Below are 15,124 nucleotides of genomic sequence, written 5' to 3' on the forward strand. Positions count from 1 at the left end.
CTGAGGGTCCGACTGAACGGCATCCGGCCGCCGGGCGTCTCGACCGCTCCCGGGCGCACCGCGTAGGTTTGGTCGCATGCGGCACGGTCAGCGCAACGTCCTCGGTGGTGAGCTCGAGGAGTGCTCGACCGACCCGATGACCGGTTACTACCGCGACGGGTGCTGCACGACGGGCCCCGACGACGTCGGCAGCCACACGATCTGCGTCGTCGCCAGCCGCGAGTTCCTCGCGCACCAGGAGTCGGTCGGCAACGACCTGTCCACCCCGCGACCGGAGTGGAGCTTTCCGGGGCTGCAGCCCGGTGACCGGTGGTGCGTGGTCGCGGCCCGCTGGCTGCAGGCCCAGCAGGCCGGCGTCGCCGCGCCGGTCGTGCTGGCCGCGACCCACGAGCGGGCACTCGACGTCGTGCCGCTGCAGCTGCTGGAGGCCTATGCCGCGGACGTCCCCGACGACCCCGGCGAGCTGCTCTGAGCCGGGGTAGGGACGTGCGGACCGGCCGGACCGAGGGCGGCCTGTTGCTCGTCGCCGTGCTGCTCGTGGCCCTGCTCGCCCTCGGCGGCTGCGCGGGCCGGGCCCACGTCCGGCTCGACGGGGACCGGAAGACCGGCGACGCAACGTCGGCGGGCACGTCACCGACCTCGCCGGCCGCGACGACCGGGACCGCCTTGGCGACCGGGCCCACCACAGCACCGGAGACCGTGAGCCCGGCGACCGGCACGACCGGCGCCCCGACCGGCACCCCGCTGCCGCCCAGCCCCACCCTGCCGGCCGGCTTCGACGCATCGGCCGCTCGGTCGGCGATCGAGGCGGTGCTGGCCGACATCCGCCGGCTCGACCAGAGCCTCGGCGCGACCGGTGGAGGTAGGGCGACCGCGTCCCCGAAGTCGACGGACCGGGCGGCGGCGGCCCGCGCGCTGTCGGCGCTCGACGCCCACCTGCAGTCGCTGCTGGCAGCCGGTGCGCCGCCCGGCACGGACGGCCCGAGCTACGTCGCCCGCATCCTGGGCCTGCAGGTCTTCGTGTCCGCGGCGCACCGGGAGACCTCGACCGACCCGGGGCGAGCAGCCGCGCGCTACCGGGTGATCCGCAGCGAGGTGGGCGTCCTGCTCACCCAGGTCGGCACCAGTACCGGGGGCACGTTCACGCTGCCGCCGTCCGCGCCCGCCCGGTGAGCAGGCGGCCGACCTGAGCCCGCCGGGCCGGCCTTCAGCCGTGACCGGGCCCGCTTCGACAGGTTGGTGGGACCTCCCGCTGGATACGATGGGAGGCGTGTCGGATCCCACGGACCTCGAGGACTACCTCAACGCATGCCGGGCCCGCGTGGAGTCGCAGGTCGCCTTCTTCCGGGAGTTCGCCGACGTGGTGAGCCGGGTCGACGCCGACGAGGCGGGCGGGCTGGAGCCGATGCTCGAGTCGCTCGAGAGCGACTACTTCAACAGCCTCGTGATCGTGCTCGACGTCTACTTCGCGGGCCGACTGACGGACCCGCCGCCCCCCGGGCCCGTCGCCACCGAGGTCGCTGCTCTGCGCACCTCGCTCGTGGAGGGTGAGGGCGAGATGCTGCCGAGAGCGGCGGCCACCCTCGACCAGCGCCGGTGCGTGCTGGGTCTCAAGGCCGGCGACTCGATCCGGCTGACGGCCCTGTCCTTCGCCCGCCTGGCCGACGCCTACTTCGCCGAGATCGAGCGGCGCCACGTCGGCTGAGCGACCTCGGCACCCGGCGCCCGCCTCTCGCCGAGGCGTGCCGACCTGTGCCAGAGTGCACCCGTGGCCCACACGTACACGCGCGCGACGTATGTCTGGTTCGTCGCTGCGGTGATCACCGGGGTCGCCAGCGGGTTCCTGCACCTGGTGCGCTCGCACGCCGCGAAGGACGACGCCGCCCCGGTGGCCCTCACGATCCTGGCCTTCGGCCTGACCGGTGTCACGGCCCTGCTGATCTTCCGCGGCATCATGGCCGCGGCCGACGAGCAGGACCGGCACGCGCGGGAACAGCTCGCGCGCAACCGGGCGCTGCGGGGGCCGGACGCGTCGGACCGAGCCGGGCAACGGGACCGCCACTGAGCGGCATACCGACCGGGCGGCGGTGACAATGCCGGTATGGATGCCGCTGCCGGTCGCTGGGTGCTGCACGTCGACCTCGACCAGTTCATCGCCGCGGTGGAGGTGCTGCGCCGGCCCGAGCTGGCCGGCCGGCCGGTCATCGTCGGGGGCCGCGGCGACCCGGCCGAGCGGGCGGTGGTGGCGACCGCGAGCTACGAGGCGCGGGAGTACGGCGTCCGGTCGGGGATGCCGCTGCGGGTCGCGGCGCGCAAGGTGCCCGGTGCCGTCCTGCTACCGGTCGACGCCGCGGCCTACCACGAGGCGTCGGAGCAGGTCATGGCCACCCTGCGGCGCCTGGGTGCCGTCGTGGAGGTGCTCGGCTGGGACGAGGCGTTCCTCGGTGTCGAGACGACCGACCCCGAGGCGTTCGCCCGGCGGGTCCAGGCCGCCGTCCTGGAGGCGACCGACCTGCACTGCTCGGTCGGCATCGGCGACAACCGGATCCGCGCGAAGATCGCGACGGGTCTCGGCAAGCCACGCGGCGTGTTCCGGCTGACCCGGGCCAACTGGTTCGAGGTCATGGGCGAGCGCCCGACGATCGACCTGTGGGGCGTGGGGTCGAGGGTCTCCCAGCGGCTGGCCGCCCTCGGCATCGCGACCGTGCGTCAGCTTGCCACCACACCGGAGCAGTTGCTCGTCGCCGAGTTCGGCCCGCGAATGGGGGTCTGGTACGGCCGGCTCGGCCGCGGGGTCGGCTCGGCCGTGGTCGACGACACGCCCTGGGTCGCGCGGGGCCACAGCCGGGAGACGACCTACCAGCACAACCTCGCCGACGGCGAACAGGTCCGCGCGGCGGTCCGGCAGCTCGCGCAGCAGGCCTTCGAGGACACCGCCGCCGAGGGCCGACCGGTCACGCGGGTGACGCTCAAGGTGCGCTACGCGCCGTTCTTCACCCAGACGAAGGCGATGAAGCTGCCCGCGCCCACCTCCGACGGGGATGCCGTCGTCGCTGCGGCGCTCGCCCTCGCCGACCGGCTCGACCCGGCCCGGGAGGTCCGGCTGCTCGGGGTGCGAGCCGAGATGCAGCCGCCGGAGGGCGACGACCCTGTGCCGCGCACCCCGATCCGCGGGCGCCTCTGACCCCGCTCCCCGTCTCGTCGAGAGCGCAGCATTCCCGATCGATAGTGCACCATTCCCGATCGACAGTGCACCATCTCTCGTCGAGAGTGCAGCATTCCCGATCGACAGTGCAGCAGCTCAGATCGCCGCCGCGGCGGCCCGCCCGGCCACGCGGCCACTGAACAGGCAGCCACCGAGGAAGGTGCCCTCCAGCGAGTTGTACCCGTGCATCCCGCCGCCGCCGAATCCCGCCACCTCGCCGGCGGCGTAGAGGCCCGGGATCGTCCGCTCGTCGGTGCCGAGCACCCGGGCGGACAGGTCGGTCTCGAGTCCGCCGAGCGTCTTGCGGGTCAGCACGTGCAGCCGCACCGCGATCAGCGGCCCGGCGGCCGGGTCGAGGATCCGGTGCGGCGCGGCGACCCGGATCAGCCGGTCGCCGCGGAAGTTGCGGGTCTCGCGCAGCGCGGTGACCTGGGCGTCCTTGCCGAACGGGTTGTCCAGCTGTCGGTCGCGCTCCTCGATCACCCGGCGCACGTCGGACTCGTCGAGCAACGGCTCGGCGGTGAGCCCGTTCATCCGGTGGACCAGTTCGTGCAGGCTGTCGGCGACGACGAAGTCGGCGCCGTGCTGCTTGAACGCCTCGACCGGCCCCGGGGCCCCCGGCCGGACACGCCCGAGCACCGCGCGGACGTCGCGACCGGTCAGGTCCGGGTTCTGCTCCGAGCCCGAGAGCGCGAACTCCTTCTCGATGATCCGCTGGGTCAGCACGAACCACGAGTGGTCGTAACCGGTCGCGCGCAGGTGGCCCAGCGTGCCCAGCGTGTCGAAACCCGGGAAGTAGGGCGGCGGCAGCCGCCGGCCGCGCGCGTCGAGCCAGACCGACGAGGGCCCCGGCAGGATCCGGATGCCGTGGTTGTCCCAGACCGGGTCCCAGTTGACGATCCCCTCGGTGTAGTGCCACATCCGGTCGGGGTTGATGACCCGGCCACCGGCCGCGGCCGTGATCGCGAGCATCCGCCCGTCGACGTGCGCCGGGACGCCCGAGACCATGTGCCCGGGCGGGCTGCCCAGCCGCGCCGGCCAGCTCGCCCGGACCAGGTCGTGGTTGCCACCGATCCCGCCGGAGGTGACCACCACCGCCTGCGCGTCGATCTCGAACCCGCCGACGACCTCGCGGCTGGTCGCGTGGCCGCGCACCGCGTCGTCGGGCGCGAGCAGGCTGCCGCGCACGCCCCTCACCGTGCCGTCGGTCCGCACCAGCTCATCGACGCGGTGCCGGAACGCGAGCCGCACTCGTCCCGCGAGCGCCGCGGCCCGCACCCGTCGCTCGAACGGCTCGACCAGCCCGGGCCCGGTGCCCCAGGTGATGTGGAACCGTGGTACCGAGTTGCCGTGTCCGCCGGCTCGCCCGTCCCCGCGCTCGGCCCACCCGACGACGGGGAAGAACCGGTGTCCCATGCCGTGCAGCCAGGCCCGCTTCTCACCGGCCGCGAAGTCGAGGTAGGCCCGCGCCCATCGGCTGGGCCAGTAGTCCTCGGGGCGGTCGAACTGCGCGCTGCCCATCCAGTCCTGGGTGGCGAGCTCGAGCGAGTCGTGCACGCCCATGCGGCGCTGCTCGGGGCTGTCGACGAGGAACAGCCCGCCCAGGCTCCAGAACGCCTGCCCGCCGAGGGACTGCGCACCCTCCTGGTCCACGAGCACGACCTGCCGCCCCGCGTCGGCGAGCTCGGTGGCGGCGACGAGACCGGCGAGACCGGCCCCCACGACGACGACGTCGGTCTGCATGCGTGTCCTTCGTCCGTTCCTCTGCCTGTGTCTTCTGCCTGTGCTGCGCCCCGTCCCTGCAGTATGCCGCCCACCTCCACCGCTCGGCCCGCTCCTACGGTCGGTGCCCGTGATCGCCGGCCCGAGAGGCCGCGTAGGCCGGATTTAGAGGACAACCGCACCGCTTGGCCGGGTCGGTGGGGGGGCGGCCACATGCCCGGGGTGCCGTGCGCCCCGAAGGTCCGGTGAGCGGCATACGGACGAGGGGACGGTGGCGGCCCGGACTGTCGTTCAGTGGCTCGGGCGCTGGAATGTCCTCTCCGGCAAGGGGGTTCGTCCCGGGTGGCAGGGTCCGCTCGGTACGCGGACAGTCCCGCCGGACCGAGCGGGCCAGATCCACGAGTCCTGGGTCGGGAGGCGCGGGCTACGCACAGTAACGATTTGGACGGGCCGGTTGTCCCGGCTCGCCGGACCCCGGTTCCTCCGATAGCGTGCGCTTATTCTCGACCGGTTCGTCATGCTGGGCCCCGGACGCAGGGGCCCACCAACCCCGCCAGGAGGAACCCACCCATGGGTCTCGTCAAGATCGCCGACTTCGACCCCGTCCAGTCACTTCAGTCCGCTGCCGAGGTCACGGTGGCCGAGCAGCTGCCCGAGGGGGTCGACGCCATCGCGGTCCCGGTCCGTGCGGGTGCACCGGCACCCGACCCGCTCGGGCTCGACGCAGCCGCGCTCGCTGCGGCGGGCTTCACGGGCAAGCGCGGGCAGACGCTCGTCGTCCCCGGCTCGGGCGGCCCCGTGCAGGTCGCGGTCGGGCTGGGCGACCCCGAGACGGTCGACGCCGACCTGGTCCGCGACGCCGCGGCCGACTTCGCGCGCGCGGTGCCGCAGCACAAGGCGCTGGCCATGCACGTGCCGGCCGGGCTCACGATCGGGGCCGACGAGTTCGCCCGGGCCGCGGTCGAGGGAGCGCTGCTGGCCCGCTGGTCCTTCTACCTCGGCGGCGCGGAGCGGCCCGGTGGCCTGGCGTCGTTGTCCCTCGTCGCCGACGAAGCCGCCGACCTGGACGCGGCGCGCGAGGGAGCCCGGCGCGGGCAGGTCGTGGCTCGGGCCGCCGCGCTGGCCCGCGACCTGGCCAGCTGTCCGGCGGAGACGCTGACCGCCACCCGGATCGGCGAGATCGCCGAGCAGCTCGGCGCGCAGACCGGTCTGCAGGTCGAGGTCTTCGGCAAGGACGAGATCGTGCAGATGCAGTGCGGCGGCCTGCTGGGCGTCAACCGGGGCAGCATGCAGCCGCCGCGGATGATCCGGCTGCGCTACGAGCCGTCCGACCCGACCGGCCGGCTCGCGCTGGTCGGCAAGGGCATCATGTACGACGCCGGCGGCATCAGCCTCAAGCCGAGCGACGAGTCGCACTCGCAGATGAAGAACGACATGACCGGAGCCGGCGCCGTGCTCGCGTCGATGACGGCCCTGCGCGACCTCGGCTGTCGCACCGCCGTCGTCGGCTACCTCATGTGCACCGACAACATGCCATCAGGGTCGGCCATGCGCCTGGGCGACGTGCTCACGATGCGCAACGGCAAGACGGTCGAGGTGCTCAACACCGACGCCGAGGGCCGCCTGGTGATGGCCGACGCCCTGGTGCTGGCCACCGAGGAGCCCGTCGACGCGGTCGTGAACATCGCCACGTTGACCGGCCAGTGCCTGCGCACGCTAGGCACCGAGGTCGCCGGCGTCATGGGCAACAACCCCGACGTGGTCGCGCAGGTGGTGGCGGCCGGGGCCGCCGTGGACGAGCCGCTCTGGGAGCTGCCGTTGCTGCGCTCCTACCGCAAGCAGCTGGCCTCGACCGTCGCCGACATGACGAACATGGGCGGTGCGAACGCCGGCTCGATCACGGCGGCGCTGTTCCTGGAGGAGTTCGTCGACGGGCGCCCGTGGGCGCACATCGACATCGCCGGCACCGCCCAGGCGCCGGCCGAACGCACCTGGCGCAACAAGGGCGCGACCGGGACCGGGGCCCGCACGCTGATCGAGCTGGCGATGCGGTTCGCTCGGCCGGAGGCGGCCACCACCACTCCGGACGGACGGATCGGGGCGTGAGCGCCTCGGCCGAGCCGGCCGGCCCGGGCGGGTCGGGCGGCGGCACCGACGTCGAGGAGAAGGCCGACAACGGCGGGCTGCTCGGCTGGATCGAGCGGGTCGGCAACAAGGTGCCGCACCCGGCGCTGATCTTCCTCGGGTTGATCGTGCTGGTCATCATCGTGTCGCACATCCTGCACATGACCGGCGCGAGCGTGACGACCCAGGTCGCGGTGCCCGACGACGTCACCATCCAGCCGGACTACGAGCAGGGCTCGATGTACCCCGGGCAGAGCCCGCACGACATGGACCCGATCCCCGACTACCACGTCGAGACCGAGACGATCCCGGCCCAGAGCCTGCTGACCGGCGACGGCATCCGGTTCATCTTCACCACGGCGGTCCAGAACTTCAACGACTTCGGCGTGGTGGCCGTCATCCTCGTGGCCATGATCGGTGTCGGGGTGGCCGAGGAGGCCGGCCTGATCGCCGCGCTGATCCGCAAGATGGTCCAGGTCGCCCCGCGCGGCGCGATCACGTTCATCATCGTCCTGCTCGGCGGCATCTCCTCGGTGGCCTCCGACGCCGGCTACCTGGTGCTCGTCCCGCTCGGCGCCGCCGCCTTCGTCTCACTGGGGCGTCATCCGATCGTCGGGGTGGCGGCGGCCTACGCCGGCGTCAGCGCCTCGTTCTTCGTCAACATCCTGATCACTCCCGCCGACGGGATCATCACGGAGGTGACCAACGAGACGCTGGGCAGCGTGGCGCCGGACATCGACCTCAACGTCACGCACAACCTCTTCTTCTCCATCGCCTCGACATTCTTCACCGCGATCGTCATGACGATCCTGACCGAGAAGTACATCGAGCCGCGGATGGGCAAGTGGGACCCCGCCGACCGAGACCCGGAGGCCCCGGTCGACCACGTGCCGAACGCGGATGAGATGAAGCTGGAGTCGAAGGGCCTGCGCCTGTCGGTCATCTACGTGCTCGTCGCGGTCGCCATCGTCAGCCTGCTCACCTTCCTGCCGGGCGCGCCGCTGCGCAACCCGGACACCGGCGAGATCTTCGGCTCCTCGCCGTTCATGAGCAGCCTGCTGTTCATCATCTCGATCTTCTTCCTCGCCGCCGGCCTCGGCTACGGCAAGGGAGCCGGCACGCTGCAGGGCAGCACCGCGGTGATCAACGGCATCGTCAAGACCTTCAACGGCCTCGGCGGCCTGATCTTCCTGATGCTGCTGATCGCCCAGTTCATCGCCTACTTCAACTACTCGAACATCTCGCGCCTGGTGGCGACCGGGCTGGCCGACTGGCTCGGCGACCTCGGCATCGGAGCGCTGCCGCTGCTGCTCGGGTTCATCGTGCTGACGTTCCTGATCGACTTCATCATGCCCGGGGTCATCCCGAAGTGGGCGATCATGGCGCCGATCTTCGTGCCGCTCTTCTACAACCTGGGCATCGCCCCGCAGACGGCGATCGCCGCCTACCGGGTCGGGGACGGCCCGGCGAACGTCATCACCCCGCTGATGGTCTACCTGCCGTTCATCATCCTGGTTTGCCAGCGGTACAAGCGGGAGTCCGGCATGGGGACGGTCGTCGCGGTCATGCTGCCGTACACGATCACGGTCTTCGTGACCTGGGTGATCTTCTTCGTGGTGTGGTACCTGATCGCGATCCCGCTCGGCCCGGGCGCACCCGTGCATCTGTAGCCGGCCGGCGAGGCCGGTTGGCGTAGGGTGCTGAACGTTTGTGACACGGGCCCGGACGGGCCCGGGGAAGGACTGTGTGGACGCCGCGTCCGTCAGCCTGCTGATCCTGGCTGCCGTCATCGTCCTGTTCATCGCCAACCGGCTGCCGGTGTGGACCGTCGCCGTGCTGTCGGGCTTCGCCCTCTGGGTCACCGGACTCGTCGACGCCACCGGGGTGGTCGCCGGGTTCGGTGACCCCGTCGTCATCTTCATCGCGGCGCTGTTCATCGTCAGCGAGGGGATCGACTCGGCGGGCGTGACCACCTGGCTCGGGCAGTGGGTCATCGCCCATGCCGGCCGGACCCGGAGCCGGCTGATCGTCGCGACCGGCCTGATCGGCGCCGTGCTGAGCGCCACCATCACCCTCAACGGGTCGGTCGCGGCCCTGCTGCCGCTAGTGGTCATGTTGGCCGTGCGGATCGGTGAGTCGCCGAGCCAGATGCTCATGCCGCTGACGTTCATCGGCGGCGCCGGCTCGCTGCTGATGCTGCCGGGCAGCCCGGTCAACATCATCGTGTCCGACGCGGCCGCCGACGCCGGCGAGGGACAGTTCGCCTTCTTCGGGTTCGCCCTCGTCGGCATCCCGGTCATCGCCGGCACGATCGCGATCTGCGTCCTGCTGGGTCCGCGGCTGCTGCCGCGGACCAGGCCCGCGACCACGCCGGCCGACCTCGGTCGCCACGCTGCCACCCTGTACCGCCAGTACTCCACCTCCGGCTCGCTGCACCACCTGCGGATCCGCCCCGGTTCCCCGCTCGTCGGCACCGAGCTGGCGGACCTGGACGTCTCGTCCTACCCGGACCTCACGCTGCACGGCGCCCAGGCCCCGGGGAGCGTGGGCCACCTGACGCGACCCCTCGCCGCGAACGACGTCCTCGTGGCCTCCGGCGACCGGACCGAGATCAGCCGGTTCGCGCTGGAGCACCGGCTGACCGTGACGCCCGCCGGTCCGCCCGGAGCGCAGAGCCTGCTCACCCGGGAGACGGGCGTGGCCGAGGTGGTCGTGCCGCCGCGGTCCGCCCTGCTCGGCACCACCGTCTACCCCGGGATGACGCGCGCCGGTGGGCTGGTCATCCTCTCGGTGCAACGCGGGGGCGCGCACCTGACCCGCCCTCGTACGCAGATCCGGCCCGGTGACGCATTGCTGCTGCACGGCACCTGGGACGCCCTGGAGCATCTGGACGAGGACCGTGACGTGCTCATCGTCGACTCGCCGGACCTCGTCCGACGCCAGGCGGTCCCGTGGGGCGGGGGGGCCACCCGCTCGGTCGTGATCCTCGCCCTGATGGTCGTCGCACTGGCCGGCGGGCTCATGCCCCCGCACCTGGCCGGGCTGGCCGCGGCCACGCTCATGGTCCTGACCCGGGTCATCTCGACCGAGCAGGCGTTCCGTTCCGTCTCCTGGGAGGCGATCGTCCTGATCGCGGCGCTCATCCCGCTGACCGAGGTCATCTACAGCAGCGGCGCGGCCGGGCGGGTCGCGGACGTGCTGCTCGACGCGGTCGGTGACGGCAGCCCGTACCTGCTGCTGCTGGCCATGTTCCTGCTGACCGCACTGCTGGGGCAGATGATCAGCAACACCGCCACGACCCTGATCGTCACGCCGATCGCGGTGGCGGCTGCGCTGGCGACCGGGATCTCGGTGCTGCCGATCCTCATGACGGTCGCGGTCGCCGGGTGCGCCTCGTTGCTGACCCCGATCTCGACACCGGGGAACATGATGATCATGGCCCCCGGCGGCTACCGCTTCGGCGACTACTGGAAGCTCGGCCTGCCCGTCATGGTGTGGTGGCTGGCCTGTGCGGTCCTGATCATCCCGGTCTTCTGGAGCTTCCATCCCTGAGCCGGGCAGGTTGCTGCGCGGGGTGGCCGAGCGGTCCGGGTCGGTCGCGCTGGGGCGCGGGAGCCGGGGCTGCCCCACGTCGGCGCCCGCGCGCCCGACACCCTGCTGTTCGGTAGGACACAGCAGGTCCGCTTCGCCCGGGCTGGTGCCGCACGTGGCGACGGGCCGGGCGGGACTTGTCGTGTTCTTGCGTTCCGCCGAGAGCGGGTATGCCGCCGAGCCGCCCCCCAGCGCACGTCGCTGGACGCGCCTGCCCCCGCGGCGGGCTCGTGGTCAGTCCAGGCGGTGGTTGGCGACCATGACATCGTCGGGGTCGTAGGCCGCCCGGACGGCGCGGAGCAGGTCGAGCCGGTCCTGCTCGAAGGCGGTGCTCGCCGGCACCCGTGACTCGACGAAGCCGAGGTAGCTCCGCCCGGTCGACCACGGCCGCAGCGCACCGGCGAGCCCGCGGGTCGCGGCCCGGCTGGTGGCCGCCAGCTCCGGGGTCGCGGCCAGGCCCACGGACACGAAGGCGTAGTCGCCGTCGAGACGGTCGAGCGCCCCGCCGTCGGGAGCGGGCCGGCCCACCGCCCCGCCGAGCTGGCGCAGCTCGGCCATGACGAGCCCGTTCCGTCGCCCCGTCGCGGCTCGTTCGACGAAGGCGTCGGCGCCGGCCGGGCCGAGACGGCCCAGGAGCGCCGAGGTGCCGACCGCCGGAGTCGGGCCCGGGGGGTCCAGGTGCAGGTGAGCCAACGCCGGTGCCGGCATCCGCCCGAAGGTGTCCATCTCGGGCCGCAGCGCACGCAGGGCACGCACCACCTCGGCACCGTGTCCGTCGCTGCCCAGGACCGCACCGTCGACGACCGCGAGAGACCGGCCCCGCAGCGGCTCGGGGATCTGCGCCAGCGGTGGGACGTGCAGGATGCGGAACGACGTCGAGACCTCGTCGGGCGACTCCGCGGCCCACTGCTCGTAGCCCCGGAGGACCTCGGCGGCCCGCGTCACGTCCCAGACCAGCCACCCGGCATACGCGCTCTCGACCGGATGGAGCCGGAACTCGAGGGCGGTGACGACCCCGAAGTTCCCGCCACCGCCGCGCAGGGCCCAGAAGAGGTCGGCGTTCTGGCTCCGGTCCGCGCGCACGAGGTCACCGTCGGCCGTCACCATGACGACCGCGGTGAGGCTGCTGGCCTGCATCCCGAGCTTGCGTGCGTACCAGCCGAGTCCACCGCCGAGCGAGTACCCGGCGACGCCGACGTCGGGCGAGCTGCCGTGCAGCGCCGCGAGCCGGTGCGCGCCGGCGGCCCGGACGACCGGTGCCCAGACCGCGCCGCCCCCGACCCGCGCGATCCGCCGCTCGGGGTCGATCGTGACCTCGTCGAGAGCCCCCGTCCGGATCACCACGACGTCGCTCAGGTCCTGCTCGGCCAGCGGGCCCGCGTTGTGGCCGGTCGACTGGGCCGCTACCCGCAGCCCGGCCCGACGGGCGGACCGGACGGCCGCCGCGACGTCGCGGGTGGTCCTCGGCGCGACGACCGCGGCTGGACCTTGGTCGACCGCGAGATTCCAGGGCCGGCGGGCGGTGTCGAACCCGGGGTCACCGGACAGGTGGACGGTCCCGCTGCCGGCGGTCAGGGTCGCCGCCGCGCGGGTGGTGGTGTCTACAGACATGTGCGGGTCTCCTCGGGAGGCGTCTTCCTCGGACAGAGGCCCGGCGTCGGGCCGTGATACGGCATCGCCCGCGCCGAGCCTGGCCCGTCGGGCCGAACGCGGGGGGCGAGCCGGCCACCGGGCTCGTGGTCGAACCGGTCGGCCGTACTCCCCGGTCCTCCACCCACGGCTGACCTGTGACATTCCCGGGCCACGCCGTGTCGTCGAGCCGTGCGAGGACGCGAGGAGGGAGCGACCGAGGCCACAGCCTGCGCTCGTACCGTGGAGTGGTGTCGTCCTTCCTCGACAGCCTCGTGCAGGACATCCTCGGGCAGCCCGCATGGCTCGTGTATGTCGTCGTCGGGCTGGTCGTCTTCCTGGAGGATGCCATCTTCGTCGGCTTCGTCCTGCCGGGCGAGACCGTGGCCATCCTGGGCGGGGTCGCCGCCTCGCTGGGCCATGTCGACCTCCCCGTCGTGTTCGCCGTGGTGATCGCTGCAGCGATCGTCGGTGACTCCGTGGGCTTCGAGGTCGGCCGGCACCTCGGGCCTCGGGTCCTGACCCTGCGCCCGCTCCGCAAGCACCGTGCGCGCCTGGGCCGGGCCCAGGACCTGTTGGCCAGGCGCGGTGGTGTGGCCGTCTTCCTGGCCCGGTCGGTCGCCTTCTTCCGAGCGGTCATGCCGGCCCTCGCCGGGATGTCCGGAATGCGCTACCGGACCTTCTTGGCCTGGAACGCCGCCGGCGGGATCACCTGGGGAGCGACCGTCGTGTCGCTCGGGTATGTCGCGGGCAGCTCCTACGCCCGGGTCGAGGAGTGGTTCGGCCGGGCGACCGCAGCGGTCATCGCGCTCGTGGTCGTCGCGGCGGTGGTCGCCTGGTCGGTGCATCATCACCACGCCGGGCGGGGCGGCGATGAGGCTTCGTCGGCCGGTCGGTCCGACCCGGCGCCGGGACCGGACGCGGGCCGGACCGGCCGTGCCGACCGGGCCGGCGGTGCCGACCACGACACGAAGGGCAGGTGAGCCGCGGACCCGGGTGAGCGGCATACCGTCGGCCTGTCGCTCGGTCGTTGTCGGTGGGCTGTGCCAACCTTCGGTCATGGACGCCGTCAAGACCTACCGCTATCTGCGGATCGCGATGATCGGCATGGTCGTCCTGATCGGGGCGGCGGTGCTGCACGAATGGGGGGCGACCGGCTGGCGGTGCCTCCAGCCGTCCGTGAGCTCGTACTACTACACGCCGGCGCGCGGGGTCCTCGTCGGCGCGCTCGTGGCGGTCGGCGTCTGCCTCGTCGTGATCAAGGGCAACACCGACTGGGAGGACATCCTGCTCAACCTCGGGGGGGCGGTCGCGCCGGTCATCGCGTTCGTGCCGACGCCGGAGCCGGGTGGGTGCCGGTCGGTGCCGGTGGAGGTCAGCGACATCCCGGCGGACGTCGCGAACAACGTCTTCGCGCTGCTCGTGCTGGGCCTGGCCGGCATCATCATCACGGTCGTGATCGCGCGGGCCGCGCCGCGCTCGGGTCAGCCCCTCGAGCCCGCGGTCCGGTTCGGCCTCGCCGCCACGGTCGTGCTGTACCTGGCGGCTCTGGTCACGTTCTTCGCGGCCCGGTCGTTCTTCATCGAGCACGCGCACTATGCGGCGGCGTTCGTGCTGTTCGTGTGCATGGTGGCGGTCATGATCATCAACGCGTGGTTCTACGGCCGGCAGCAGGCCCGCGGCTCGTTGCCGACGGCCTCCGACTACGCCAACAGGTATGCCGCCGTCGCGCTCGTCATGATCGGCACCGTCGTGGTCATGCTGGTCTGGCGCACGGTGTTCGGCTGGGAGCACGCGGTGCTGTGGATCGAGGGCGTGCTGATCGGTTGCTTCGCGGTGTTCTGGGCGCTGCAGACGCGAGAGCTGTGGAACGAGGGGCTGCGTGCGCCGGCCCGGTGACCGGTCTGCTGGTGGCCGGGTGCTCGGAGAGGCGTGGCACGTCAGGGGTTCGGCCGGTCAGCCCAGTCTCGATCGGAGCCAGTCGATGTCCGCCCGCTGACCCCCGAGGCCACCCGGGGTCTCGCACACGACCGGCGCTGCGGCCGCACGCACCAGCGCGACCACCTCGTCGCCGTCGAGGGTGCCCTTGCCGAAGTTGGTGTGCCGGTCGGCGCCCGAGTCGAAGGCGTCGCGTGAGTCGTTCGCGTGGACGAGGTCGACGCGGCCGGTGATCGCGCGGACCTTGTCGACGACCGTCGTGAGGTCGTTGCCGCCGGCGAAGGCGTGGCAGGTGTCGAGGCAGAACCCGACGGTGTCGCCGCCCTCGGCCTGCCCGATGGCGTCCCAGAGCCGGGCGATCGCCTCGATCCTGCGCGCCATGGCGTTGTCGCCGCCGGCCGTGTTCTCGATCAGGAGCGGCACGGGCATCTCGAGCCCGGCTATGCACTTGCGCCAGTTGTCGAAGCCGGCGGCCGGGTCCTCGTCCTTGCCGAGGTGGCCGGCGTGCACGACGACACCCTTGGCGCCGATCTGCGCAGCGGCGAGCAGATGCTGCTGCAGCAGCTTGCGACCCGGGATGCGGATCCGGTTGTTCAGGCTCGCGACGTTGATCGGGTAGGGCGCGTGGACGTAGAGGTCGACACCCGCCGCCGCGGCGTCGGTCCGGAGCGCTTCCGCGCCGCCCGGGTAGCGGATCACCGGGCCCTTGTAGCTCTGCGGGTCGCCGAGGAAGAGCTGCGAGAGGGTGGCCCCGCGCGCGACTGCCTCGGCGATCGGGTCCTCCTGGTCGACGTGCGCTCCGATGTGCAGGGCCATGGCGACAGGGTATGTCGGGCGGGCCGGACGCACGGAGCCTGTCCGGTCGATCCGCACGGGCATCACGAGAACCGACACTGGTTGCAGTTGTCGTGGGGT

General features: G+C 72.6%; 13 protein-coding genes. 10 read left to right on the plus strand and 3 right to left on the minus strand.

Features of this window, described 5'->3' with window-relative positions:
* Positions 1 to 76 precede the first annotated feature (76 nt).
* The 5 genes from WMI84_RS11445 (at position 77) to WMI84_RS11465 (ending at position 3,184) form a co-directional block, all read left to right on the plus strand.
* On the plus strand, positions 77 to 472 hold the full coding sequence (locus WMI84_RS11445; protein ID WP_347353231.1) for a DUF2237 domain-containing protein: 396 nt from the start codon (positions 77 to 79) through the stop codon (positions 470 to 472).
* A gap of 14 nt (positions 473 to 486) precedes the next feature.
* Positions 487 to 1,173 carry a hypothetical protein gene (locus tag WMI84_RS11450; RefSeq protein ID WP_347353233.1) on the plus strand — a complete coding sequence of 229 codons (687 nt, stop codon included), beginning with the start codon at positions 487 to 489 and terminating at the stop codon, positions 1,171 to 1,173.
* 97 nt (positions 1,174 to 1,270) lie between these two features.
* Positions 1,271 to 1,705 (plus strand): hypothetical protein, encoded by a 435-nt coding sequence (locus tag WMI84_RS11455; protein ID WP_347353235.1) that lies wholly within the window; start codon positions 1,271 to 1,273, stop codon positions 1,703 to 1,705.
* A 63-nt stretch (positions 1,706 to 1,768) separates the two neighbouring features.
* The gene (locus WMI84_RS11460) at positions 1,769 to 2,065 is read left to right on the plus strand and encodes a hypothetical protein (protein ID WP_347353237.1); all 297 of its coding nucleotides are present in this window, start codon (positions 1,769 to 1,771) and stop codon (positions 2,063 to 2,065) included.
* Between the two features lie 36 nt (positions 2,066 to 2,101).
* On the plus strand, positions 2,102 to 3,184 hold the full coding sequence (locus WMI84_RS11465; protein WP_347353239.1) for a DNA polymerase IV: 1,083 nt from the start codon (positions 2,102 to 2,104) through the stop codon (positions 3,182 to 3,184).
* A 117-nt stretch (positions 3,185 to 3,301) separates the two neighbouring features.
* Here WMI84_RS11465 and WMI84_RS11470 read toward each other — a convergent pair whose 3' ends face one another.
* Positions 3,302 to 4,948 carry an FAD-binding dehydrogenase gene (locus WMI84_RS11470; protein ID WP_347353241.1) on the minus strand — a complete coding sequence of 549 codons (1,647 nt, stop codon included), beginning with the start codon at positions 4,946 to 4,948 and terminating at the stop codon, positions 3,302 to 3,304.
* A gap of 549 nt (positions 4,949 to 5,497) precedes the next feature.
* On the opposite strand from WMI84_RS11470, the gene WMI84_RS11475 reads away from it, so the two are divergent.
* The 3 genes from WMI84_RS11475 (at position 5,498) to WMI84_RS11485 (ending at position 10,603) form a co-directional block, all read left to right on the plus strand.
* Positions 5,498 to 7,033 (plus strand): M17 family peptidase N-terminal domain-containing protein, encoded by a 1,536-nt coding sequence (locus tag WMI84_RS11475; protein ID WP_347353242.1) that lies wholly within the window; start codon positions 5,498 to 5,500, stop codon positions 7,031 to 7,033.
* Entirely contained in the window at positions 7,030 to 8,721 is a 1,692-nt protein-coding gene (locus WMI84_RS11480; RefSeq protein WP_347353244.1) for an AbgT family transporter, read from the plus strand. The genes WMI84_RS11475 and WMI84_RS11480 overlap by 4 nt, the downstream gene beginning before the upstream one ends.
* Positions 8,722 to 8,797: 76 nt before the next feature.
* Positions 8,798 to 10,603, plus strand: a complete 1,806-nt coding sequence (locus WMI84_RS11485; RefSeq protein WP_347353245.1) for an SLC13 family permease — start codon at positions 8,798 to 8,800, stop codon at positions 10,601 to 10,603.
* Between the two features lie 273 nt (positions 10,604 to 10,876).
* Here WMI84_RS11485 and WMI84_RS11490 read toward each other — a convergent pair whose 3' ends face one another.
* Complete coding sequence (locus WMI84_RS11490) at positions 10,877 to 12,253, minus strand: FAD-binding oxidoreductase (RefSeq protein ID WP_347353247.1); 1,377 nt, start codon at positions 12,251 to 12,253, stop codon at positions 10,877 to 10,879.
* 269 nt (positions 12,254 to 12,522) lie between these two features.
* Between WMI84_RS11490 and WMI84_RS11495 the strand changes: the two genes are divergently transcribed.
* Complete coding sequence (locus tag WMI84_RS11495; protein WP_347353249.1) at positions 12,523 to 13,254, plus strand: DedA family protein; 732 nt, start codon at positions 12,523 to 12,525, stop codon at positions 13,252 to 13,254.
* A 76-nt stretch (positions 13,255 to 13,330) separates the two neighbouring features.
* Positions 13,331 to 14,170, plus strand: coding sequence for a hypothetical protein (locus WMI84_RS11500; RefSeq protein WP_347353250.1), 840 nt, complete (start codon positions 13,331 to 13,333; stop codon positions 14,168 to 14,170).
* A gap of 57 nt (positions 14,171 to 14,227) precedes the next feature.
* Here the strand turns inward: WMI84_RS11500 and WMI84_RS11505 are convergent, their stop codons facing one another.
* Positions 14,228 to 15,025: a deoxyribonuclease IV gene (locus tag WMI84_RS11505; RefSeq protein WP_347353252.1), complete on the minus strand. Its 798-nt coding sequence runs from the start codon at positions 15,023 to 15,025 to the stop codon at positions 14,228 to 14,230.
* Positions 15,026 to 15,124: the final 99 nt, after the last annotated feature.

It is taken from the genome of Intrasporangium sp., from assembly GCF_039812505.1.
Taxonomy (GTDB): Bacteria; Actinomycetota; Actinomycetes; order Actinomycetales; family Dermatophilaceae; genus Intrasporangium_A.

Bases quoted from the DNA above. Each gene is read 5' to 3' on its own strand.
- WMI84_RS11445 (WP_347353231.1), top strand. From the start codon at position 77: ATGCGGCACGGTCAGCGCAACGTCCTCGGTGGTGAGCTCGAGGAGTGC.
- WMI84_RS11465 (WP_347353239.1), top strand. From the start codon at position 2,102: ATGGATGCCGCTGCCGGTCGCTGGGTGCTGCACGTCGACCTCGACCAG.
- WMI84_RS11470 (WP_347353241.1), bottom strand. From the start codon at position 4,948: ATGCAGACCGACGTCGTCGTCGTGGGGGCCGGTCTCGCCGGTCTCGTC.
- WMI84_RS11475 (WP_347353242.1), top strand. From the start codon at position 5,498: ATGGGTCTCGTCAAGATCGCCGACTTCGACCCCGTCCAGTCACTTCAG.
- WMI84_RS11490 (WP_347353247.1), bottom strand. From the start codon at position 12,253: ATGTCTGTAGACACCACCACCCGCGCGGCGGCGACCCTGACCGCCGGC.
- WMI84_RS11500 (WP_347353250.1), top strand. From the start codon at position 13,331: ATGGACGCCGTCAAGACCTACCGCTATCTGCGGATCGCGATGATCGGC.
- WMI84_RS11505 (WP_347353252.1), bottom strand. From the start codon at position 15,025: ATGGCCCTGCACATCGGAGCGCACGTCGACCAGGAGGACCCGATCGCC.